We start from the raw sequence: 23,093 nt of genomic DNA on the forward strand, positions 1-23,093 counted from the left end.
GATCACTCCGCGGGAACGGCTTGCGCCGAGGTCTGCGGCACGCGGATGGTCATCCACATGTTCCAGGCCATGATCAGCGCACCGGTGAGGTAGAGGACACCGCCGAGACCGCGCACCACGTACATCGGGAACTTGGCGGAAACTGTGTCGGCGAAGGAGTTCACGAGGAAGCCGTTGGCGTCGACCTCGCGCCACATCAGGCCCTCCATGATGCCGGTGACCCACATCGAGGAGGCGTAGAGGACGATCCCGACGGTCGCGAGCCAGAAGTGCAGGTTGATCGCGCGGACCGAGTACATCTGCGGACGCCCCCAGAGCTTCGGCGTCAGGAAGTAGAGACAGCCGAAGGTGATGAGCCCGTTCCAGCCGAGCGCGCCCGAATGCACGTGGCCGATGGTCCAGTCGGTGTAGTGCGACAGGGAGTTGACCGCGCGGATCGACATCATCGGGCCCTCGAAGGTCGACATGCCGTAGAAGGCGAGGCTGGCCACGAACATCCGGATGATCGGGTCGGTGCGGATCTTGTCCCACGCCCCCTCGAGGGTCATCAGGCCGTTGATCATGCCGCCCCAGCTCGGCATCCAGAGGACGATCGAGAACACCATGCCGAGGGTCGAGGCCCAGTCCGGCAGCGCGGTGTAGTGCAGATGGTGCGGACCGGCCCAGATGTAGAGGAAGATCAGCGCCCAGAAGTGGATGATCGAGAGCTTGTAGCTGTAGACGGGGCGCCCGGCCTGCTTCGGCACGAAGTAGTACATCATCCCGAGGAAGCCTGCGGTCAGGAAGAAGCCGACGGCGTTGTGGCCGTACCACCATTGCACCATCGCGTCCTGCACGCCCGAGAAGACCTGGATCGAGCGCGAGCCGAAGATCGACACCGGGATCGAGAGGTTGTTCATCACGTGCAGCAGCGCGACGGTCACGATGAAGGCGAGGAAGAACCAGTTCGCCACGTAGATGTGGCGCTCCTTCCGGGTCATCAGCGTGCCCATGTAGACGACGAGGTAGGCGACCCAGACGATGGTGAGCCAGATGTCGGCGTACCATTCGGGTTCGGCGTATTCCTTGGATTGCGTCGCCCCGAGGAGGTAGCCCGTGGCCGCGATCACGATGAAGAGGTTGTAGCCCCAGAAGACGAACCAGGCGAGGTCGCCGCCCCAGAGCCGGGTGCCGGAGGTGCGCTGCACGACGTAGAACGAGGTCGCGATGAGCGCGTTGCCCCCGAAGGCGAAGATCACCGCCGAGGTGTGCAGCGGGCGCAGGCGTCCGAAATTGAGGTAGCCCTCGGACCAGTCGAAGTTCAGGACCGGAAACGCGAGCTGGAAGGCGATGAAGGTGCCGACGAGGAAGCCGGCGATGCCCCAGAACGCCGTCGCGATCACGCCGTAGCGGATCGGGCCGTCCATGTAGCCGGCAGAGGCCGGGACGAAGGCCGTGGTGCGCGCCACCTCGGGTTCGTCGATCTGGCGGACCTGCCACAGGAACAGGCCGCCGGCGATGAGCATGATGAGGATCGCGTGGACCTGGTAGGCCAGGTCATGGGCCCAGTTGGCCGCGACCGCGGCGAGCAGGGTGACGATCCCCAGAACGATGAGTTTGACGTAATCCATCCCTGGTCTCCGATTCGGGCGCGGCGGCCCGAATTGAGGCCGCCTCTCGGGCCCGGATCACACGGGATGGGGGTTAACTTCCTTGATGTGGGTCAATTCGAGTCGCGGCAGGGCCCTGCGGCGCGACTCGGGACCGGATTCAGAGGATGTCGGAGCCGTCGGCGTCGTCCTGCGCCTCGTCCTGCAGCGCGGTGAGGTCGGGGACGATGACGGTCGAGCGGCCTTCGGTCTCGATCAGCCCGTCGCGGCGCAGGGCCGACATCTGGCGGCTCGCGGTTTCGAGCGTAAGGCCCAGCGCATCTGCGATCGCCTCTCGGGTGAGCGGCATGGAGAACGTGATTCTCTGTGCATTTCCGGGGGTTGGCTTGCCGAGACGGCGCGAGAGGAAGAGCAGGAAGGCGGCGATGCGCTCCCGTGCGGCCATGCGGCCGAGCACCACGGCCCAGTCGCGGGCGGCATCGAGATCGTCGAGCGTCATCGAGAGGAGGCGCTCCGATACATGCGGCGTCTCCTTGAGAATCGCCTCGAAGGCCTTGCGCTCGAATCGGCAGAGCGTCACCGGGCCGGCGGCGGTCACGTCGAAGGGTATCGTCTCGCGCCAGGGCCGTCCGATGAAGTCCGAGGGCAGCATGACGCCGTTGATTTGACGCCGTCCGTCCTCGAGCGTGCGCGACAGGACCGCAGCGCCGGTCACGACGCTCGCCACATGGGTCATCGGCTCGCCGGCGAAGAAGATCGGCTGGCCCGACGCGATCTCGGAATAGGACTTGATCCGCTCGAGCACCTCGAGTTCGTCCGGTTCGCAATAGGCGCAGACCGCCCGGTACCGGATCGGGCAATCGGCGCAGTTCTCGCGAAGCTTGGGACTCGGCATCGCACTCACCTCTGTACGCATTAGGCGGCAGTCATTTGATTCAGGTCAAGGCGCGTTGACACTTCCGAGCCTAATCCCTCGGTCATGACCGATAAAGCCCCCATCGCCAATGCGCTTCTGCGCCGCGCCTCGGTGCCTCGCTACACGAGCTACCCTCCGGCGAACCACTTCACCGCCGCGGTGGGGCCTGACAGCCACGCCGCATGGCTCCACGCGGTGCCCGAGGATCAGCCGGTATCGGTCTACCTTCACGTGCCCTTCTGTCGCCGGCTCTGCCATTTCTGCGCCTGCCGCACGCAGGGCACGCTCACCGACCGTCCGATCGACGATTACGTGACGCGGCTCGGGATGGAGATCTGGCGCGTGGCGGGGATGCTGGGGCGGCGCCAGAGAGTGTCCGCGATCCATTTCGGGGGCGGCACGCCTACGATCCTGAGGCCGGACCTCCTGAAGACGGTGAACCGCGACCTGCGCGCCGCCTTCGACGTCGCCGAAGACGCCGAGATCTCGGTCGAGGTCGACCCGACCGAGATCGACGACGCCCGCCTCGACGCGCTGGCTGCGATGGGACTGACCCGCGCCTCGATCGGAGTGCAGGATTTCGCGCCCGAAGTGCAGAACGCCATCGGCCGCGCACAGACCGTCGAGGTCACCGCCTGGGCCGCGGCCGAGCTGCGCAAGCGCGGGGCGGCGTCGCTCAATGTCGATCTCATCTACGGATTGCCGTTCCAGACCTCGGCGAGCCTGCGCGCGACACTCGAGACGGTGAAAGAGATGCGCCCCGACCGGGCGGCGATCTACGGCTACGCGCATGTCCCGCAGATGGCGCGGCGGCAGCGGCTCATTCCGCCCGACAGCCTGCCGGGGCCGGCCGAGCGGCTCGCGCTCTTCGAGATCAGCCAGCGCATGCTGGCCTGGGCCGGATACAAGCCGGTCGGGATCGACCATTTCGCCCTGCCGGAAGACGCGCTCGCCGTGGCGGCGCGCGAGGGGCGGCTCGCCCGCAACTTCCAGGGCTACACCACCGACGTCTCGCCGGTCCTGATCGGGCTCGGCGCCTCGGCGCTCTCGAAGTTCCCGCAGGGCCACGTGCAGAACGCCGCGGCGAGCGGCGTCTGGGCGCAGGCCATCGACGGCGGGCGACTCGCCAGCGCCCGGGGCTTCGCGCTCGGCCCCGAAGACCGGTGCCGGGCCGAGATCATCGACCGGATCATGTGCGATTTCGCGGTGGACCTTCCCGAGGTCGCGTCCCGCCATGGCTTCGATCTGGGGCATTTCGCGCCCGAGATCGCCCGGGTGACCGCGCGGTTCGGCGACGAGGTGGCGCTCGACCACGGCAGGCTGCGGCTCACCGCAAGCGACGGACGTTTCGCCCGCCTGCTCTGCGCGGAGTTCGACGGTTTCCTGGCCCGAAGCGACACGCAGTACAGCCGCGCCGTCTGATCCGGCGCGCCTACCTGCCCCGGGTCACCTCGAAGCGGACGGGTTCCTCGTTCCAGCCGTGAAGAGTGCAATGCGCCCGCACGAAGATCTCGCGAGCGCCGTCGGGGATCATCACCGAACTCAGCGATCGGGTGAAGGGCTGCTCCTCCACGTGCGGATGAAGGAGCTCGCGGGTGCCGAGCACCCTGCCCTCCGCATCCTCGATGCGCCAGGCATCGGCATAATGGTCCCATCCCTCGTCCGGATGCGCGATCGTCACCGAGATGCGCCACGACATGCCGGTCTTGTCGGCCGTCATGTCCTTCACTTCGGGCTCGCCGGCATGGAGCGACGTCGCCATCAGGACCGGCACCACCGCCAGCAGGAATCTCTTCATCGCCTTGCCCCCAGCTTTCCCGGCCGCATCGTTGCCGGTGACATACCATCGCGGACCGGCCGGACCCGTCACCTTTGTGTGTCGCGTCCGTGTGCCCGGCCGATGCCGAAGCGGCGGGAGGGGGCACCGATGTCTCAGAACGGTTTCGCCACGACGACCCAGAGCACCGCGATCACCCCGAGCACGCTCACCTCGTTGAAGATCCGCAGGAACCTGTCGCTTTCCCGGAACTCGCCGCGGCGCGCGCGCAGGACCATGAGGCCGGTCATGACGTAATGGCCGACGAGAGCGAGCACGAGCGCGAGCTTCAGCCATACCCAGGCCGGCATGCCCCAGAGCCCGCCGAGCCAGAGGCCGGTGATCAGCGCGATCACCCCGAGCCCCGCCGAGAAGCGGTAGAGGCGGATCGTCAGATCGCCCAAGGGGCCGAACTCCTGCAGTCGGGCGTGTTCCCGCTTCCAGTAGATCAGCGCCCGCGGCACCGCGAAGATGGAGGTCATCCAGCCCATGACGCACAGGAGGTGGACAATCTTGATCCAGGTCATGGATGCAAGAGGTGCGGTAAAGCATGACCGGGTGCAAGGGGCTTGGGTGCGCCTCTTCGGACGGGAGGCGGGCCGCTCGAGTGGGTTCGGGCCCGCGTCCCGTCCGTCATCTCGCGGCAGCAGAGCGTGGCGACGCGCCAAGATCACGCCCTCGCGCGGCCGCGTCCTTCGGTGTTTCCAAGAGGCCGGCTCCGCATTACCCTCATCCCGAGTTGGAGGAGGCCGCCCCATGCAGATGCCCGAGCCGGATGCGCGCATTCTCTCGCGCAAGGACGATCTCGTCGCGCAGCTGAAACGCGTCCTGCCCGGAGGCGCAGTGATCTCGGATCCCGCGGAAACGCGCGCCTATGAATGCGACGCGCTCACCGCCTATGCCTGCCCGCCCCTCGCCGCCGTGCTGCCCGCCTCGACCGAGGAGGTCGCGGCGGTGCTGAAGATCTGCCACGCGGCAGGCGTGCCGGTGGTGCCGCGGGGCGCGGGCACCTCGCTTGCGGGCGGCGTGCTGCCGACCGCCGATTGCGTCATCCTCGGGGTGGCGCGGATGACCGAGGTGCTCGAGACCGATTACGACAACCGCTTCATCCGGGTGCAGACCGGGCGCACGAATCTGAGCGTCACAGGCGCGGTGGAGGAGGACGGCTTCTTCTACGCGCCCGATCCCTCCTCGCAGCTCGCCTGCGCGATCGCGGGCAACATCGCGATGAATTCGGGCGGGGCGCATTGCCTCAAATACGGGGTGACGACGAACAACCTCCTCGGCCTCACCATGGTGCTGATGGACGGCACGGTGGTGGAGCTCGGCGGCGCGCATCTCGATGCCGGGGGCTACGATCTGCTCGGCCTCGTCTGTGGTTCCGAGGGTCAGCTCGGCGTCGTGACGGAGGCGACGCTCCGCATCCTGCCGAAACCCGAGGGCGCGCGGCCGGTGCTGATCGGGTTCTCCTCGAACGAGGTGGCGGGGGCGTGCGTCTCGGACATCATCAAGGCGGGCGTCCTGCCGGTCGCGATCGAGTTCATGGACCGCCCCTGCATCCGCGCCTGCGAGGCCTTCGCCCATGCGGGCTATCCCGATTGCGAGGCGCTGCTGATCGTCGAGGTCGAGGGGTCGGAGGCCGAGATCGACCACCAGCTCGGGCTGATCAAGCAGATCGCCCGCGGCCACGATCCCGTCGAGCTGCGCGAGGCGCAGGATGCCGAGGAGGCGGGCCGGATCTGGCTCGGCCGCAAGTCGGCCTTCGGCGCGATGGGGCAGATCAACGACTACATCTGCCTCGACGGGACGATCCCGGTCTCCGAGCTGCCGAAGGTGCTGACGCGCATCGGCGAGCTCGCGAAGGGGTATGGGCTGGAGGTTGCGAACGTCTTTCACGCGGGCGACGGCAACATGCATCCGCTGATCCTTTTCAACGCCAACACTGACGGCGAGCTTGCCAAGGCCGAGGCGCTGGGGGCGGACATCCTGCGGCTCTGCGTGGAGGTCGGCGGCTGCCTCACCGGCGAGCACGGCGTCGGGATCGAGAAGCGCGACCTGATGTCGGACCAGTACGCACCCGCCGATCTCGAGGCGCAGATGGCGGTGAAGGACGTCTTCGATCCGGGCTGGCTGCTGAACCCCGCCAAGGTCTTTCCGCTCGATGTCTCCGAAGCCCGGCGCGGGGCGCGGCTGGCGGCGGAATGACCGGGGCTCCGCCCCGGACCCCGGAGTATTTTCGCCAAGAAGAAGCAGGGAGCGGAATGCGGCCGACGAGCGAAGACGAGTTGAGCGAGCTGGTGGCGGGCGCCACGGGGCCGCTGCATGTCCGCGGGGGCGGAACCCGGAGCATGGCGCGTGCGGGGCCGGGCGAGGTGCTGGAGACCGGTGGGCTGACGGGGATCGCGCTTCACGAGCCGGGGGCGCTGACGCTGGTCGCCAAGGCGGGAACGCCGATCGCGGAGATCGAGGCGGCGCTCGAGGCCGAGGGGCAGCGGCTCGCCTTCGAGCCGATGGATCATCGCGGGCTTCTAGGGACGGCGGGCGAGCCGACGATCGGCGGCGCGGTGGCGGCGAATGTCTCGGGTCCGCGGCGGATCCAGACGGGGGCGTGCCGGGATTTCCTGCTCGGCGTGCGCTTCGTCGACGGCACCGGCGCCGTGGTCAAGAACGGCGGGCGGGTGATGAAGAACGTCACCGGCTACGACCTCGTGAAGCTGATGGCCGGAAGCCGCGGCACGCTCGGCGTGCTGACCGAAGTGGCGCTCAAGGTGCTGCCCTCGCCCGAGACGCAGGGAACGCTCGTCCTGCACGGGCTGAGCGACGCGGAGGCGGTGGCGGCGATGGCGCGGGGCCTCGGCTCGCCTTTCGAGGTGACGGGGGCGGCGCACCTGCCGGGACGGGGCGAGACCTGCCTCCGGATCGAGGGCTTTGCGGATTCGGTGTGCTACCGGCTGGGGCGCCTCGCGGATCTCTTCGCGGGACACGAGATCACGCGCGAAACCGATCCCGATGCGGTCGCCGCGCGCTGGCGGGGGATCCGGGACGTGGCGGAGTTCCACGGCAAGCCCGGGGACGTCTGGTGCCTGTCGGTGAAACCGGGCGACGCGCCGGAGATCGCCGCCCGCGCGGGCGCGGACGAGGTGCTCTTCGACTGGGGCGGCGGACGGATCTGGGCGCGGATGCCCGAGGGATCGGACCTGCGCGCACATCTCGGGGCTTTTGCCGGGCATGCGACGCTGGTGCGCGGATCGGAGGCGGCGCTCTCCGCCCTGCCCGTCTTCCAGCCCGAGCCGGCGCCCGTGGCGGCGCTTTCGGCGGGGCTGCGCCGCCGCTTCGATCCGAGGGGCGTCCTCAATCCCGGCCTGATGGGCTGACAGCGAGACCACATGCAGACCAATTTCTCCGATGACCAGCTGAAAGATCCCGGTGTCGCGCGCTCGAACGAGATCCTGCGTGCCTGCGTGCATTGCGGGTTCTGCACGGCGACCTGTCCGACCTACCAGGTGCTCGGCGACGAGCTCGATTCCCCGCGGGGGCGCATCTACCTGATCAAGGACATGCTCGAGAACGAGCGCGTTCCGGACGACAAGACCGTGCGCCACATCGACCGGTGCCTGTCGTGCCTCGCCTGCATGACGACCTGTCCCTCGGGCGTGCATTACATGCACCTCGTCGATCACGCGCGCGAGTATATCGAGGAGCATTACGAGCGGCCCTGGCACGACCGGGCGCTGCGCTGGGTGCTGGCGCGGATCCTGCCCCATCCCGGGCGTTTCCGGCTTGCGCTGCTCGGCGCGAAGATCGGCCGGCCGTTCAGGGGGGTGATGCCGGACAAGCGCCTGCGGGCGATGCTCGACATGGCGCCGAAGAGGATCCCGCCGGTCAGCCGCAACGACGATCCGCAGGTGTTTCCCGCCGAAGGCAGGCGGACGAAGCGGGTCGCGCTGATGACCGGCTGCGCGCAGCGGGCGCTCAACACCGACATCAACGACGCCACCATCCGTTTGCTCACGCGGCTCGGCTGCGAGGTGGTCGTCGCCGAGGGCGCGGGCTGCTGCGGGGCGCTCACCCACCACATGGGCAAGACGGAGGAGAGCCACGGCAGCGCGGCGAGGAACATCCGCGCCTGGACGCGGGAGATGGACGGAGACGGGCTCGACGCGATCGTCATCAACACCTCGGGTTGCGGCACGACGGTGAAGGATTACGGCCACATGTTCCGCACCGAGGCGCTGGCGGGAGACGCCGCGCGGGTGGCGGAAATTGCGGTCGACGTCTCGGAGCTTCTCGCGGATCTCGTGAGCGAGGCGGATGCCGAGACCGGCAATCCCGCGTTCGAGGGCATCGCAGGGACCGACGCGCCCGAGGGGCACGGGATCTTCGGGCCACCCGCCGCCGAGGGGCGCGGCCTGCGCGTCGCCTATCACGCGGCCTGCTCGCTCCAGCACGGGCAGAAGATCAAGTCGCACCCGAAGGAGCTTCTGAAACGCGCCGGGTTCGAGGTGGTGGAGCCCGCCGACAGCCATCTCTGCTGTGGCTCGGCCGGGACCTACAACCTGATGCAGCCGGAAATCTCCGCGCAGTTGAAGGCGCGTAAGATCCGGACGCTCGAGGCGAAGGCACCGGAGGTGATCGCGGCGGGCAATATCGGCTGCATGATGCAGATCGGCGGAGGCACGGACGTGCCGGTGGTGCACACGGTCGAGCTTCTCGACTGGGCCTGGGGCGGGCCGAAGCCGCCGGCCCTGACGCCATGAGCGCGGGCGACCTTCGCGCGCCGTCTGTTCCATCGCGGCGGTGGCGACATCTTGGAGGAGGCGTGCGCGCGGTGGTCGCGGGAGTTCTGCTTCTGGTGGGGGCGGCGTCCGGCGCGATGGCGGACACGCTTCTGTCGCTCGGATCACGTCAGGACGGGCGCAACTGGGATGCGGTCGGCCGGATCGAGATCGCCGACCGGTCCTTCTGTACCGGTGCCCTGATCGCGCCGAATCTCGTGCTGACCGCCGCCCACTGCCTCTACGATCTTGGGACCGGTGCGCGCGTGGCGCCGGGGGACATGCAGTTCCGGGCCGGCTGGCGCAACGGCCGGGCGGTCGCCTACCGCCAGGTGCGCCGCGCCGTGCACCTGCCCGACTTCGTCTATGGCGAACCCTCGGGATCCGGCCGCGTGCGCCACGACGTGGCCCTGCTCGAACTGGACTCTCCGATCGACACGGGCGCGGCCATGCCCTTTCGGACCGACCGCAGGCCGCGCACCGGCGACGAGATCGGGGTCGTCTCTTACGCGTACGACCGGGCCGAGGCGCCGAGCGTGCAGGAGCGCTGCCGTGTCATCTCGCGCCAAGAGGGGGTGCTCGTCATGTCCTGCGCGGTCGATTTCGGATCTTCGGGCTCGCCGGTCTTCTCGTTCGCGAGCGGCGAGGCGCGGATCGTGTCGGTGGTGGCGGCCAAGGCGCAATCCGAGGGCCGACCGGTCTCGCTGGGCATCGGGCTCGACGGGCCGGTCGCGGCCCTCCGCGCGATGCTCGACGCCGGTCGCGAGCGTCCGGGTGCGCCCGATCTCACCTCCGTGGCCGCCGGAACCGGTAGGGATAGCGGGGCGACGGTCGTCCCGCGGTGATCCGCCGGCCCCCGGTCGTGCATTCCGAATATTCGCTCCCAGAGGCGTCACCGACCGCCCCGCCGGCACCTCGATCCTCACGCTCGAAAGGGTCTTGAACAGGGGCGGCGGCTTTCCAATATATCCGGTGCCGATGCGCCTAAGCACGGGTGTCGGCACGAAAAAGGCGTCTGTCCCGGGATGGGAAGGCGCTCACGACTGGTATCGCTCAACGGAGGATATTCCATGCGTAGCTTCGACTTTGCACCGCTCTACCGAGCCACTGTCGGCTTTGACCAGATCGCCGACATGATGGACCGCGTGCTGGCCAACGATGTCAGCCAGCCGACCTACCCGCCCTACAATATCGAGAAGACCGCGGACGATGCCTACCGCATCTCGATCGCGGTTGCCGGCTTCTCCGACGCCGACCTGTCGGTCGAGGTGAAGGACGGCGCGCTCGTCGTCTCCGCCCGCAAGGCCGAGGACGATCAGGGCCGCCACTACCTGCACCGTGGCATCGCCACCCGGGCGTTCGAGCGTCGCTTCCAGCTGGCCGACCACGTGCGCGTCACCGGCGCGAGCCATGCCGACGGCATGCTGCACATCGACCTCGCGCGGGAGATCCCGGAGGCCCTTAAGCCCCGCCGGATCGAGATCGCCAAGGCCGAGACGGTGGAAACCGGCAAGGACGTGGTGGACGCCCAGTCCGTCAACTGACCCTGTCCCGACCCCATCTGCGCGCCCCGGCCCCGGCCGGGGCGCGTTTCAGTCCAGAACCCAGATATCGCCGAGGATTGTCTCGGGTTCCGGCAGTCTTTCGCTGGCGGGCGAGTCGTAGACGACCAGAAAACCGTTCCCGACCTCCGGCCAGCGCACCAATCCCTCGGGATGGTCGACCGCGCCGCGATAGGGCATCTCGGCCACGTGGGTCAGCGCCTCGGGCGGCACCATGCCCGAGCGGTGCACGCCCTTGAAGCCCGCCCATCGCCAGACGTCCGAGCGCCCGTCGCCCGCGGTGACCGGGCCGGTGAGCACGAGAAGATCGTCGCCGTCCACCTCGAGATCGCGCACCCCCTCGCCGCCCGAGGGCAGGAGGTGCTTGCGGTACCGAAGGCCGTCCTCGAGCTTGCGGGGCTTCAGCCGGCCCTTCTTCGTGACCGTCATCTCGAATTCGAGGATCACGGCGTGATCGCGCAATACCGGTCCGCGCAGACCGAGCCACACCCGGTTGCCGCGGCCGACCATGCCCTCGATGTCAAAGCCGTTCTCCTTGGAGGGAATGTCCAGGAAGGGCGCCAGGTGCGGGTCGTCGCTCAGCCAGCCGATGAGCGGGGAGGATTTCTCCTTCATCTCGATCCAGGCGCCGCGACGGTCGCCGTCCTCGGCCGCGATGGCGAAGCCGTCTTCGCGCTCCTGCAGCGGCATCCGGGCGAGGAAGTAGCGGTTGGGATCGCGCTTGATCCGCGCCATCGCCGCGAGCCCCTCCTGCAGGTCGTGCTTGCCGGGCTTGAACTTGCCGCGCTTGAGCGAGTGCGAGCCCGTGATCCAGAGCCAGTCGCCGTCGCAATCGAGCCCCTCGATGTCCATCTCGCCATCCGGTCCGTCCGGAAGATCGACGATGGCGCCGAGGTTGAAATGCACGTGGTTGCCCCAGACGCCGTCCCGGATGCGCGTCAGCCGGTCGACGCCCGCCGTCTCGTCGCAGCAGAGGAACAGGCTGTCGCCGTGCCGTGTGACCGAAGAGATATCGTCGTGGATCGCGGCCTCGACATGGGCGATGTCGTCCGGATGCCGGAATGTGAGCGTGACGGTGGCATGGGGTTTCGGATCGGGCATCCGGATCTCCGGCAGTGACGACGGACAGGCGGCCCCGGCATTCCCGGAACCGCCCCTGCACAAGGTCACGGGACGGTGGGCGGGGCGATGCTGCGTCAGCAGCGAGCGGCCGCCCGACCGGCCCGGACGTCAGAGGGTCAGGCAGACATATTTCATCTCGAGATATTCATCGATCCCGTGATGCGAGCCCTCGCGGCCGAGACCCGACTGCTTCACGCCGCCGAACGGCGCGACCTCCGTCGAGATGAGACCCGTGTTCACGCCGACGATGCCGTATTCAAGCTCCTCGGCGACCTTCCAGACGCGGGAGAGATCCTTGGCGTAGAAATACGAGGCGAGCCCGAAGATCGTGTCGTTCGCCACGCCGATCACCTCGTCCTCGTCGGTGAAACGGAAGAGCGGCGCGAGCGGGCCGAAGGTCTCCTCTGTGGCGAAGGCCATCTCCTGCGTCGCGCCCGTCACGATGGCGGGCTTGAAGAAGTTGCCCTCCGCGTCGTGCTGGTCGGAGCCGAGAATCACCTTGCCGCCCTTCGACTTGGCGTCGCGGATGTGCTCCTGCACCTTGTCGATGGCGTCTCGCGTGATCATCGGGCCGAGATCGGCCTCCTCGTCCTCGAGCCCGTCGCCGACCTTGAGCTGCTCGACCCGCGCCTTCAGCTTCTCGGCGAACTCGTCGTAGATGCCGTCCTGGATGTAGAGGCGGTTGGCGCAGACGCAGGTCTGCCCGTTGTTGCGGAACTTGCAGGCAATCGCGCCCTCGACGGCAGCGTCGACATCGGCGTCGTCGAAGACGATGAACGGCGCGTTGCCGCCGAGCTCCATGGAGCATTTCTTGACCTGGTCGGCAGCCTGCTTGAGCAGGATCCGTCCCACCTCGGTCGAGCCGGTGAAGGTGATCTTGGCGACCTTCGGGTTCTCGCAGAATTCCTTGCCGATCTCCGACGAGGACGAGGAGGTCACCACGTTGAAGACGCCAGCCGGCATACCGGCGCGTTCGGCGAGCACCGCGATCGCGGTGGCCGAGAGCGGCGTCTCCTTGGCGGGGCGCGCCACGAACGTGCAGCCCGCCGCGAGCGCCGGGCCTGCCTTGCGGGTGATCATCGCGTTGGGGAAGTTCCAGGGCGTGATCGATGCGGCGACGCCGATCGGCTGCTTCATCACGAGGATGCGCTTGTCGCGGGCGTGGCCCGGGATCTGCTCTCCGAGAACCCGCTTGGCCTCCTCGGCGTAGAATTCGATGAAGGACGCGCCGTAGGCGATCTCGCCCATCGCCTCCTTGAGCGGCTTGCCCTGCTCGGCGGTCATGATCTTCCCGAGGTCGCGCTGGTTCTCCATCATCAGGTCGTACCACTTGCGCATGACCTGCGAGCGCTCCTTGGCCGTCCAGCGCGCCCAGTCCTTCTGCGCCTGGTAGGCCTGGTCGATGGCGTCGGCGACCTGGGCGCGGCTCAGATCCGACATCTCGGCGATGACGTCGCCCCGCGCCGGGTTGGTGACGTCGAAGGTGCCGCCGTCTCCGGCGATCCATTGCCCGCCCACGAAGGCGCGGGGTTCCAGCAGGCTCGGGTCGTCGAGCATCCCGGCGAGATCCGTGGTCTTGTCCAGCATGTCATGTACCTTTCAAATTTCTGGGTGCCGCCGCGCGCGCATTTGTTAAACCTTGCCCAACCAATAGACCGAACCGGCGAAGAGAACAGTGATGACCCCCGACCAGGCCTACGACAATTCCGGACACGTGCCGGATGCCGAGAGCTTCCCACCCCGATGGGCCGACGAGGCCGAGGCTTTCCGAAAGCGCATGGGCGCAGCCAACCGTGCCCGGCTCGGGCTGATGTACGGTCACGGAACGCGTCAGGTGATGGATTTGTTCACGCCGGTGCGGCGCCGCGAGGGGCTCGCGATCTTCGTGCATGGCGGCTACTGGCGGCGGTTCGGTCGCGGCGACTTCTCGCATTTCTCCGAAGGCCTCCTGCGCTCGAACTGGGCGGTGGCGATGCCGTCCTACGACCTCTGCCCCCGCGCCCGGGTGTCCGACATCACGCGCGAGGTGGCAAGCGCGATCGCCGCCGTCGCGCGCGAGTTGCCGGATCTGCCGATCCGCCTCGTCGGCCATTCCGCGGGCGGCCATCTCGTCGCGCGGATGCTGGCCCCCGGGGTGCTGCCCGAGGAGGTCGCATCCCGGATCGAACGGGTCATGCCGATCTCTCCGGTGTCGGATCTCCGCCCGCTGCTCGAGACCACCATCAACGGTGATCTCAACCTCGATGCGGAGGAGGCGAAAGCGGAAAGCCCGATCTTCCAGGACAAGCCCAAGACGCCAGTCACCGTCTGGGTCGGCGCCGACGAACTGCCCGCCTTCCTCGATCAGGCCCGCTGGCTCGCCGAGGCCTGGGAGTGCGACCACGTGATCGAGGACGGGCGCCACCATTTCGACGTCATCGACGGCCTCCTCGAGTCCGAGAGCCGCATGGTCCGCGCCCTGCTCGCCTGAGCCCGGCGTTCCGTTCCAAGTGACGGCGTTGCCCCGGGGAGCGTTGCTTCACCGGGGCCACTGCCGACCGGTTCCGGCCCGGGCGCGCTGCAGGCGCCATGCTGGCGTGCCGCCGCGATAAAGACGCGCCCCTACCTCCCCTCACAGCTGCAATCGCGTTCCCCGAGAGCCCTGTGCGGCCGGGCAGAGCGGTTCCGCGGCTTGCGATAAATCCGACCAAAAAACTCGGATTGACTTTTCCGACCACTCTACTCAGGATAATTTTCAGCCACCCCGCAATGGAGATGGGGAAGCCCGCATCCGAACCATCCTGGAGGACAGGCCCATGACGCGTGTCGCCCCTTCATCCCTGCGCAATTCCCGCACCGAGCGGCCCGGATTCGTGACCGACGCCGAACCGCTCGGCATCTTCGGCCTCGAAGCCCTCATCGACCGCCTCGTCTGGCGGGCAAGACTCGGAGACGTGTCATGCTGACCCGGCGCATCGAAACCGATACCGCCGCCGAGGTGCCGCAGCACGATGCCGAGGCCCTGACCGGCGGAGGGCAGCTCGCCCATATCCGTCTCGGCGATCAGATCTACACGCTGCGCATCACGCGGCAGGGGAAGCTGATCCTGACGAAGTGATTCGCCTCGTCAGCCACAAGAACCACAGCCAACACGGGACGACTTCATGATCCGCACCACCACCGCCCTCGCTGCCCTTCTCGCGGCCAGCCCTGCCCTCGCCGACAAGGCGGCCGTCCTGACGACCTATGCCGACATCGCGCATGCGGGCTACGAGGACAGCCTGACCAGCGCGAAGGCACTGCAATCGGCCGTCGACGCGCTGATCGCCGAGCCCTCGGCCGAGACTCTCGCCGCGGCGAAGGACGCCTGGCTCGAGGCCCGGGTGCCCTATCAGCAGACCGAGGTGTTCCGCTTCGGCAACCCGATCGTCGACGATTGGGAGGGCAAGGTGAACGCCTGGCCCCTCGACGAGGGGCTCATCGACTACGTGGATGCGGGTTATGCCGGAGGCGAGAACCGCTATGCGGGGCTCAACGTCGTCGCCAACGAGAGCTTCGAGTTGTCGGGCGAGGACGTGGACGCCTCCGAGATCACGCCCGAGCTTCTGTCGGATACCTTGCACGAGGCGGACGGGGTCGAGGCGAATGTCGCCACGGGATACCACGCGATCGAGTTCCTGCTCTGGGGGCAGGATCTGAACGGCACGGAGGACGGTGCGGGCGAGCGTCCCTGGACCGATTATGCCGCCGGCGAGGAATGCACGAACGGCCATTGCGACCGCCGCGGGGAGTATCTCTCGGCTGCGACCGACCTTCTGGTCTCGGAACTCGAATGGATGACCGGGCAATGGGCCGAGGGCGGCGATGCGCGGACCAATGTCACGGAGAGTCCCGATCAGGGCATCGTCGCCATGCTGACCGGCATGGGCTCGCTGTCCTACGGGGAGCAGGCCGGCGAGCGGATGAAGCTTGGCGTGATGCTGAACGATCCCGAGGAGGAGCACGATTGCTTCTCGGACAACACGCACAACTCGCATTTCTACGACGGGCTCGGCATCCACAACGTCTATAACGGCCGCTACGTCCGCGTGGACGGCTCGGTCGTCGAGGGCGAGAGCCTGTCGGACCTCGTGGCCGAGGCGGACGAGAGCGTCGATGCGGAACTGTCGCGCAACCTCGATCACACGGTGCTGCAACTCGCCAAGCTGAAGGCGGCCGCCGAAGCCGGGTTCGCCTATGACGAGATGCTGGCCCGCGGCAATTCGGACGGCGAGGCGCTGATCATGGCCGCGGTCGACGGGCTCGTGACCCAGACCCGGTCCATCGAGCGGGCGGTGAGCGCACTCGGCCTCGACGACATCGGGTTCGAGGGGTCGGACAGCCTCGACGATCCGAACGCCGTTTTCCAATAATCGAGCAGTCCGGGGCGGCCAGACGCCGCAGAGACGGATGCCGCCCCGGATCATATCATTTCGTAACAATGCCGCGGTACCGGTAGGGGCGACGCGGCGATCCAGGAAGGACCAACGCCATGATGGTCTGTCACTGCATGGGAATCACCGACCGCGACATCCGCGCCTCGGTGGACTGGATGCGCGCCGCCGATCCCGACACGATCATCACGCCCGGAAAGGTCTACCGGGCGCTCGGGAAGAAGGCCGATTGCGGCGGCTGCCTGCCGCTCTTCATGGACACCCTCAAATCCTGCGATACGTTCGAGGTACCAGCCAACCTGCGGGGCCTGCGCCGCGCGGTCCAGCCATCGACTCGATACGAGGGAACAGGGAATGAAGGGCGACGATAAGGTCATCGACTACCTCAACCGTGCCATCCGGTCCGAACTGACCGCGGTGAACCAGTACTGGTTGCACTACCGGCTTCAGGAAGACTGGGGCTACGGCAAGATCGCGGCGAAGTCGCGCGAAGAGAGCATCGAGGAGATGCACCACGCCGACAGGCTGATCGAGCGGGTGATCTTTCTCGAAGGACATCCGAACCTGCAGAAACTGGACAGCCTGCGGATCGGGGAAAACCTCAAGGAAACGCTGGAGGCGGATCTGGCCGCCGAGCACGACGCGCGCAAGCTCTACATCGAGGCGCGCGACCATTGCGAGAGCGTGGCGGATTACACTTCGAAGAACCTCTTCGAAGAGCTGATCGCCGACGAGGAAGGTCATATCGACTATCTCGAGACGCAGCTCGACCTCTACGGCAAGCTCGGCGATGCACAATACGGATTGCTCAATGCGTCTCCGGCAAACGAGGCCGAGAAGGACGACTGATCTCCGGCCGGCAGGCTGGACCGATCCGGCACCCTCTCGCAGTCCGCGAGGGGGTGTTTTCGTGAAAGCGTCGTTTGGCCGCGACATGCCCGATTGAATTACTCGGATTTTCCTGTCACGTGGTGGGGTATACCAAGACCCGGGGTTCGAGCCTTGCGCTGCCGCCTGTTCCTGATCTCTTTCCTCGTCGCCGGCACCGCGCTTGCCGATCCTCCCGCGCATCTGGCCGAGCCGCATCTCGACATCGTTCCCCGGACCGACGCCGAGCGCGAGAGGATTGCCGGGGCGACCGCCCTGCCCGAGGATTTCAGCGCGCCAGAAGCCTTCGAGCAGAACCCCGCGGGTGCCGCCACGGTCCGCGCCCGCAGCACGCCCGACGCCTTCTCGCAGGCCTCCGGCAACATGCCGTTCGAGCGCGAGCTGGATTTCAAGGTCGGCAACGGACTGTTCAAGAAGCTCTGGGCCTCTGCTCCGGCCTCCACCAAGGCATCGGACGGGCTGGGCCCGGTCTACAACGCCCGCTCGTGCCAGCGCTGCCATCTGAAGGATGGACGGGGGCGGATCGCCGAGGAGGGCGAGAGCGGCCTCTTCCTGCGCCTTTCCGTTCCGCGGGACGAGGCGGGTGCGGCCGAGATCGACCGCTACCTCGCCGCGCTCGGCGACGAGATTCCGGGCGCGAACCCGCACCCGGTCTACGGAAGCCAGCTGCAGGACCTTGCCGTTCCCGGCGTTCCCGCGGAGGCGAAACTCGAGGTGCGATACGAGACCTTCGAGGAAGAGCTTTCGGGGGGCGAGACCGTCACCATGCACCGCCCGGTCTACGAGATCACCGATCCCGGCTACGGCCCGCTCGGCGACGTTCAGACGAGCCCGCGCCTCGCGCCGCAGATGATCGGGCTGGGGCTTCTGGAAGCGATTCCGTCCGCGGACATCCTCGCGGGCGCAGACCCCGAGGACCTGGACGGCGACGGCATCTCGGGACGCGCGCAGATCGTCTGGTCGGCGGAGTTCGACCGCCCGATGCTCGGCCGGTTCGGCTGGAAGGCGGGCAATCCGACGATCCGCGAGCAGAGCGCCTCGGCCTTTGCGGGTGATATCGGCATATCGAACTCGCTGCACCCCGAGGGATACGGCGAATGCACCGAACGGCAGCCGGACTGCACCGGCGCGCCGCACGGGAACGACGACGCCCGCGGCACCGAGATCGACGCGGAAGGGCTCGACCTCGTGACGTTCTATGCGCGCAACCTAGCGGTCCCGGCGCGCCGCGATGTGGACGATCCCACGGTCCTGCGCGGCAAGGAGATCTTCCACGAGAGCGGCTGCGCCTCCTGCCACACCCCGAAATTCGTGACCCACCGGTTGGAGGACCAGCCCGAGCAGAGCTTCCAGCTGATCTGGCCGATGACGGACCTGCTTCTGCACGACATGGGCGAGGGACTTGCCGATCACCGGCCGGAGCTGCGCGCCAGCGGAACGGAATGGCGCACGGCGCCGCTCTGGGGGCTGGGGATGACCGAAACCGTCAGCGGCGAGGAGCGGTACCTGCACGACGGTCGTGCACGCTCCATCCTCGAGGCGATCCTCTGGCACGGGGGCGAGGCGGAGGCTGCGAAGTCCCGTGTCGCCGGGATGCCGAAACCCGACCGCGATGCCCTGATCCGCTATCTGGAGAGCCTATGATGCGCCTTGCCGTGCTTGCCCTCGCCCTGACCGCAACCGCCGCATCCGCGGGTGTCGAGGAGGCGGTGAGCGCGCATGTCCTGCCCGCGACGCAAGGCTTCGCCGACGCGGCCGAGGCGCTTGAGGAGGCCGCCGATACCGATTGCACCGCGGACGCCGTCCGGCCCGCCTGGAACGACGCCTTCGATGCCTGGCTCGGCCTCTCGCATCTGCGCTTCGGTCCGCTGGAGGAGGACAGCCGCGCGCTGACCATCGCCTTCTGGCCCGATACCCGCGGCATGACGCCCCGCGCGCTCGGCGGCCTCGTCGCCGACGAGGACCCGGTGATCGAGAGCGCCGAAGGCTTCGCCGAGGTGTCGGTGGCGGCACGGGGGCTCTACGCGATGGAGCGGCTGCTCTATTCCGAGGATTACGCAGGTTACGGCGCCGAGGATTATGTCTGCGGGCTCGTGCGGGCCGAGGCGCGCGATCTCGCCCGGTCGGCGGCGCTGATCGCGGAGGACTGGGCGGCCTTCGCGATGACGGTGCGCGACGCGGGGAACGAGGGCAACGACACGTTCCTGTCCGAGCGCGAGTCGCGGCAAGCCTTCTACACCGCGCTCGTCACCGGGCTCGATTTCGTGGCCGACCAGCGCCTCGGCCGTCCGCTCGGCAGTTTCGACGATCCGCGCCCGGATCTCGCCGAGACGCAGCTGTCGGGTCGGGCGCTGCGCAACGTGACGCTGTCGCTCGAAGCCTTGCAGGACCTTGCGGCAACGCTTGGGTCGGAGAGCGCCCCCGAAACCGGCGCGGCTTTCGACGCCGCGCTGGGGACGGCGAATTCCGTGGCGAGCGCGGATCTCTCCGGCGTCTCGGACCCGATGCAGCGCGTGCAGGTCGAGGCATTGCAGCAGGAGGTCCGCGACATCCGCCACGCGGTGTCGAACGAGATCGGCACGGCCCTCGGCGTGTCCGAGGGTTTCAACGCCACCGACGGGGATTGACCGGAGAGGATCGCAGATGACCACACGACGCGGATTCATGGCGAGCCTGCTCGCCGCGAGCACCCTGCCCCGCCTCTCCTGGGCGGATGCAGGCAGCCCCGCCTATCTCGGCGCGGCGAAGGATGCCTCGGGCGCCTACGCGCTGATCGGCCTCGACGATTCCGGGCAAGCGCTTTTCCGCATCGCCCTGCCGGAGCGCGGCCATGCCGCAACCGCTCACCCGAGTGCGCCCGAAGCGGTCGCCTTCGCCCGGCGCCCGGGGACCTTCGCGCTGGTCATCGATTGCGCGTCGGGGCGGCTTTCGCATCGGCTGGACGCCCCCGAGGGGCGCCATTTTTACGGCCATGGCGTGTTCGTCGCCGAGGGCAATGTACTCTGCACGCCCGAGAACCACATCGAGAGCGGGACCGGCCGGATCGGCCTCTGGTCGCGTCCCGAAGGCTACCGGCGGATCGGCGAGATCGAGACCGGCGGCATAGGTCCGCATGACATACTGCGCCTCGAGGGCGATGTCCTCGCGGTCGCGAATGGCGGCATCCGGACGCATCCGGAGAGCGGGCGCGAGAAGCTCAACATCGCCACGATGCGTCCCTCCCTCACTTATCTCACTCCCGAGGGCGAGATCCTCGAGGAGGTCGTGCTCGATCCGGACCTCCACAAGAACTCCATCCGCCACCTCGCGCAGGGGCCGGACGGGACCGTGGCCTTTGCGATGCAATGGCAGGGCGACGTCATGGATCCGGTGCCGCTCCTTGGCCTGCACCGCCGGGGGGGAAGGCCGCGTCTTCTCTCGGCCGATCTCGCCGAGCAGCTGGCGATGGAGGGCTATGCCGGATCGGTCGCGATGAGCGGCGACGGACGCTTCGCCGCGATCACGTCGCCGCGCGGCGGGCGCGTCCACCGGTTCGACACGGAGAGCGGCGCCTGTCACGTGGTCCGGCGCAGCGACGTCTGCGGGCTGGCCCCTGCCGCAGAGGGCTTTACCGCGACCGACGGTCTCGGCGGCGTGCTGCGCGTGACGGACGGCGCGGAGCCCCTCGCTGCCCATGAAGGCCTCGCCTGGGACAATCACCTTGTGCCGATCCACGTCTGACCTGCCGTTCCCCCTCGCGCCCGGTCGCGGGCATCCTTAACGTGGCGCCGGATATGCGACTCGGTACGATCACCTTCGGCACGGCACTCGCCATCATGCTCGGCTGGCTCATCTGGATGGGCAAGCCGATCCTCTTGCCCGTGCTCGTGGCGGTGGTGTCGCTCTATGTCCTCTCGGCCGCGGCGACGGCGCTGAAGAAGCTGCCTCTGATCGGGGTTCTTCCCCTCTGGGCGCTTCGCACGCTGGTGCTGCTGGCCTTTGCCGCGGGGCTCGCCGCGCTCTTCTTCATGCTGGTGGTGAATTTCGGCCGCGTGGCCGAGCAGATCCCCGGCTACGAGCAGAACCTCGACCGGCTGGTCGCCCGCGGCGCGACGCTGCTAGGGATCGAGGACGAACCGAACTGGGCCATCGTCCGCGACGCGACGCTCGGGCGGATCAACGTCGCTTCCTATATCGGGACCTTCGCCAACCAGATCCGCGGGATCGGGGCCACTCTCTTCCTCGTCGTGCTCTACGCCGCGTTCCTCTTTGCCGAGCGGGCGCTCTTCGCCGACAAGATCTCGATCGCGCTCGGGGGCTTCCAGCGGGGGCAGAAGGCGGTGGATCTCGTCGACCGGATCAACACCCGGATCAGCGACTACCTCCTCGTGAAGACTTTCGTGAACGTCGTGCTCGCCGCGATTTCCTTCGCGATCATGTGGGCGATCGGGATCGAGTTCGCGCTCTTCTGGGCCGTCCTGATCGGATTTCTAAATTACGTGCCTTATTTCGGATCGCTGATCGGGGTGCTGTTCCCGGTGCTGCTGAGCCTCGTGCAGTCCGGCTCGTTCCAATTCGCAGGCATCGCGCTGGTCGGCCTCACGATCGCGCAGGTCTATGTCGGCGCGGTGCTCGAGCCGCGCCTCATGGGCCGGACGTTCAACCTCTCTCCGGCGGTCGTGCTGCTTGCACTGGCGTTCTGGGGCGCGCTCTGGGGCATCGCGGGCGCGATCCTCGCCGTGCCGCTCACCGCGAGCCTCGTCATCGTGCTGGCCGAGATCGATGCGACGCGGCCCATCGCCGTCATGCTCTCCGCCCGGGGGCGGATATGAGCCTCGAGATCTTTCTCGTCTGCGCGCCGGGGCTCGAGCCGCTTCTGGCGGAGGAGGCGCGCGAGGCGGGGTTTGCCTCGGTGGAAGCCGGCGCGGGCGGAGTGACCGTCGCGGGCGGATGGCCCGAGGTCTGGCGGGCGAACCTGACCTTGCGCGGCGCGGCGCGGGTGCTGGTCCGGATCGGAGGCTTTCACGCGCCGCATCTCGCGCAGCTCGACAAGCGGGCGCGGAAGTTCCCCTGGGCCGAGACGCTGCGGACGGGCGTTCCGGTCAAGGTCGACGTCACCTGTCGGAAGTCGAAGATCTACCACGCGGGCGCGGCGGCGCAGCGGATCGAGGGGGCACTGGAGGCGGCGGGGATTCCCGTCTCGGCAGAGGCGGAGATCGTGCTGAAGGTCCGGATCGAGGACGATTTCGTGCAGTTCTCGCTCGATTCGAGCGGCGAGCCGCTCCACCGGCGGGGCTTCAAGCAGGCGGTCGGCAAGGCGCCGATGCGCGAGACGCTCGCCGCGCTCTTCCTGCGCGCGGCCGGGTTTGACGGCAGCGAGCCGGTGGTCGATCCGATGTGCGGTTCCGGCACATTCCTGCTCGAGGCGGCGGAGCGGGCCGCGGGGCTTCACCCCGGGCGCGCGCGGCGCTTCGCCTTCGAGAATTTCGGCAGCTTCGACGCCTCCGCGTGGGACGCGATGCGGAGCGGGTCTCCCCCGCCCGAGGGTCGGGTCCGGTTCTTCGGATCCGACCGGGATCAGGGCGCCGTGAAGGGCGCATCTGCCAATGCCGAGCGCGCCGGCGTCACGGCGATGACGCAATTCACCTGCCATCCGGTCAGCGAGCTGCAGCGCCCCGAGGGCCCGCCGGGCCTCGTCATCGTCAATCCGCCCTACGGCGCGCGGATCGGCAACAAGGGGCTGCTCTACGCGATCTACGGCGCGCTCGGCGAGACGCTGAAGACGCGCTTCCGGGGCTGGCGGGTCGCGCTGGTGACCTCCGAGAAATCGCTCGCCACCGCGACGAAACTGCCCTTCGGACCGCCGGGCCCGCCGGTTCCGCATGGCGGGCTCAAGGTCCAGCTCTGGCAGACGAAACCGCTCGGCTGAGGCGAGGCCTTTCGCCTTGCCTCTCATACGGATGCGCCTCGCCTTCCGCCCTCGAGCCAACCGAGATCTCGGCGCGGAGAACCGAGCGTAAAGCGCAGTGGAAAA

At 68.1% G+C, this 23,093-nt stretch carries 23 protein-coding genes; 17 read left to right on the forward strand and 6 right to left on the reverse strand.

Going from position 1 to position 23,093, the window contains the following annotated elements:
- Positions 1–2: 2 nt before the first annotated feature.
- Entirely contained in the window at positions 3–1,610 is a 1,608-nt protein-coding gene (gene ccoN / locus OCH239_RS04500) for a cytochrome-c oxidase, cbb3-type subunit I (protein WP_037259334.1), read from the reverse strand.
- A 139-nt stretch (positions 1,611–1,749) separates the two neighbouring features.
- A complete protein-coding gene (fnrL, locus tag OCH239_RS04505; RefSeq protein WP_037259336.1) occupies positions 1,750–2,484 on the reverse strand; it encodes a transcriptional regulator FnrL in 735 nt (244 codons plus the stop codon).
- A gap of 84 nt (positions 2,485–2,568) precedes the next feature.
- Here fnrL and hemN point away from each other — a divergent pair, with 84 nt between their 5' ends.
- Complete coding sequence (gene hemN / locus OCH239_RS04510) at positions 2,569–3,927, forward strand: oxygen-independent coproporphyrinogen III oxidase (protein WP_037259339.1); 1,359 nt, start codon at positions 2,569–2,571, stop codon at positions 3,925–3,927.
- 10 nt (positions 3,928–3,937) lie between these two features.
- On the opposite strand, the gene OCH239_RS04515 is transcribed toward hemN, so the two are convergent.
- Both OCH239_RS04515 and OCH239_RS04520 read right to left on the reverse strand, forming a co-directional pair.
- On the reverse strand, positions 3,938–4,303 hold the full coding sequence (locus OCH239_RS04515; protein WP_037259341.1) for a hypothetical protein: 366 nt from the start codon (positions 4,301–4,303) through the stop codon (positions 3,938–3,940).
- Positions 4,304–4,437: 134 nt separating this feature from the next.
- Positions 4,438–4,848 (reverse strand): CopD family protein, encoded by a 411-nt coding sequence (locus OCH239_RS04520; RefSeq protein WP_037259343.1) that lies wholly within the window; start codon positions 4,846–4,848, stop codon positions 4,438–4,440.
- A gap of 229 nt (positions 4,849–5,077) precedes the next feature.
- Between OCH239_RS04520 and OCH239_RS04525 the strand changes: the two genes are divergently transcribed.
- The 5 genes from OCH239_RS04525 (at position 5,078) to OCH239_RS04545 (ending at position 10,640) form a co-directional block, all read left to right on the forward strand.
- Positions 5,078–6,526: an FAD-linked oxidase C-terminal domain-containing protein gene (locus tag OCH239_RS04525; protein ID WP_037259345.1), complete on the forward strand. Its 1,449-nt coding sequence runs from the start codon at positions 5,078–5,080 to the stop codon at positions 6,524–6,526.
- A gap of 56 nt (positions 6,527–6,582) precedes the next feature.
- Positions 6,583–7,695: an FAD-binding protein gene (locus OCH239_RS04530; protein WP_037259347.1), complete on the forward strand. Its 1,113-nt coding sequence runs from the start codon at positions 6,583–6,585 to the stop codon at positions 7,693–7,695.
- 12 nt (positions 7,696–7,707) lie between these two features.
- On the forward strand, positions 7,708–9,078 hold the full coding sequence (gene glcF, locus OCH239_RS04535; protein WP_037259349.1) for a glycolate oxidase subunit GlcF: 1,371 nt from the start codon (positions 7,708–7,710) through the stop codon (positions 9,076–9,078).
- Positions 9,079–9,140: 62 nt separating this feature from the next.
- A complete protein-coding gene (locus tag OCH239_RS04540; RefSeq protein WP_341871942.1) occupies positions 9,141–9,941 on the forward strand; it encodes a trypsin-like serine peptidase in 801 nt (266 codons plus the stop codon).
- A 225-nt stretch (positions 9,942–10,166) separates the two neighbouring features.
- Complete coding sequence (locus OCH239_RS04545) at positions 10,167–10,640, forward strand: Hsp20 family protein (protein ID WP_037259351.1); 474 nt, start codon at positions 10,167–10,169, stop codon at positions 10,638–10,640.
- Between the two features lie 48 nt (positions 10,641–10,688).
- On the opposite strand, the gene OCH239_RS04550 is transcribed toward OCH239_RS04545, so the two are convergent.
- Together OCH239_RS04550 and OCH239_RS04555 are read right to left on the reverse strand one after the other, a co-directional pair.
- Positions 10,689–11,759 carry a DUF3616 domain-containing protein gene (locus tag OCH239_RS04550; protein WP_037259352.1) on the reverse strand — a complete coding sequence of 357 codons (1,071 nt, stop codon included), beginning with the start codon at positions 11,757–11,759 and terminating at the stop codon, positions 10,689–10,691.
- Between the two features lie 129 nt (positions 11,760–11,888).
- Positions 11,889–13,367 (reverse strand): NAD-dependent succinate-semialdehyde dehydrogenase, encoded by a 1,479-nt coding sequence (locus tag OCH239_RS04555; protein ID WP_037259354.1) that lies wholly within the window; start codon positions 13,365–13,367, stop codon positions 11,889–11,891.
- Between the two features lie 91 nt (positions 13,368–13,458).
- On the opposite strand from OCH239_RS04555, the gene OCH239_RS04560 reads away from it, so the two are divergent.
- From OCH239_RS04560 to OCH239_RS04600, 11 genes are all read left to right on the forward strand, one after another.
- Positions 13,459–14,250: an alpha/beta hydrolase gene (locus tag OCH239_RS04560; protein ID WP_037259356.1), complete on the forward strand. Its 792-nt coding sequence runs from the start codon at positions 13,459–13,461 to the stop codon at positions 14,248–14,250.
- Between the two features lie 325 nt (positions 14,251–14,575).
- A complete protein-coding gene (locus OCH239_RS22535) occupies positions 14,576–14,725 on the forward strand; it encodes a hypothetical protein (RefSeq protein ID WP_157577795.1) in 150 nt (49 codons plus the stop codon).
- Complete coding sequence (gene hemP / locus OCH239_RS22000) at positions 14,719–14,877, forward strand: hemin uptake protein HemP (RefSeq protein WP_084782148.1); 159 nt, start codon at positions 14,719–14,721, stop codon at positions 14,875–14,877. The genes OCH239_RS22535 and hemP overlap by 7 nt, the downstream gene beginning before the upstream one ends.
- Before the next feature lie 46 nt (positions 14,878–14,923).
- Positions 14,924–16,171 carry an imelysin family protein gene (locus OCH239_RS04565; protein ID WP_051489256.1) on the forward strand — a complete coding sequence of 416 codons (1,248 nt, stop codon included), beginning with the start codon at positions 14,924–14,926 and terminating at the stop codon, positions 16,169–16,171.
- 119 nt (positions 16,172–16,290) lie between these two features.
- On the forward strand, positions 16,291–16,563 hold the full coding sequence (locus OCH239_RS04570) for a (2Fe-2S)-binding protein (protein ID WP_037259358.1): 273 nt from the start codon (positions 16,291–16,293) through the stop codon (positions 16,561–16,563).
- Positions 16,547–17,041: a bacterioferritin gene (gene bfr, locus OCH239_RS04575; protein ID WP_037259359.1), complete on the forward strand. Its 495-nt coding sequence runs from the start codon at positions 16,547–16,549 to the stop codon at positions 17,039–17,041. The genes OCH239_RS04570 and bfr overlap by 17 nt, the downstream gene beginning before the upstream one ends.
- 153 nt (positions 17,042–17,194) lie before the next feature.
- Entirely contained in the window at positions 17,195–18,724 is a 1,530-nt protein-coding gene (locus tag OCH239_RS04580) for a di-heme oxidoreductase family protein (protein ID WP_084782150.1), read from the forward strand.
- Positions 18,721–19,707: an imelysin family protein gene (locus tag OCH239_RS04585; protein ID WP_341871943.1), complete on the forward strand. Its 987-nt coding sequence runs from the start codon at positions 18,721–18,723 to the stop codon at positions 19,705–19,707. The genes OCH239_RS04580 and OCH239_RS04585 overlap by 4 nt, the downstream gene beginning before the upstream one ends.
- A 16-nt stretch (positions 19,708–19,723) precedes the next feature.
- A complete protein-coding gene (locus OCH239_RS04590; RefSeq protein ID WP_037259361.1) occupies positions 19,724–20,800 on the forward strand; it encodes a DUF1513 domain-containing protein in 1,077 nt (358 codons plus the stop codon).
- Positions 20,801–20,853: 53 nt separating this feature from the next.
- A complete protein-coding gene (locus OCH239_RS04595; RefSeq protein ID WP_051489257.1) occupies positions 20,854–21,891 on the forward strand; it encodes an AI-2E family transporter in 1,038 nt (345 codons plus the stop codon).
- Positions 21,888–22,988 (forward strand): THUMP domain-containing class I SAM-dependent RNA methyltransferase, encoded by a 1,101-nt coding sequence (locus OCH239_RS04600; protein ID WP_037259363.1) that lies wholly within the window; start codon positions 21,888–21,890, stop codon positions 22,986–22,988. Before OCH239_RS04595 ends, OCH239_RS04600 begins: the two co-directional genes overlap by 4 nt.
- Positions 22,989–23,093: the final 105 nt, after the last annotated feature.

Origin of the sequence: Roseivivax halodurans JCM 10272, assembly GCF_000521785.1 — a bacterium.
Classification (GTDB): Bacteria; Pseudomonadota; Alphaproteobacteria; order Rhodobacterales; family Rhodobacteraceae; genus Roseivivax; species Roseivivax halodurans.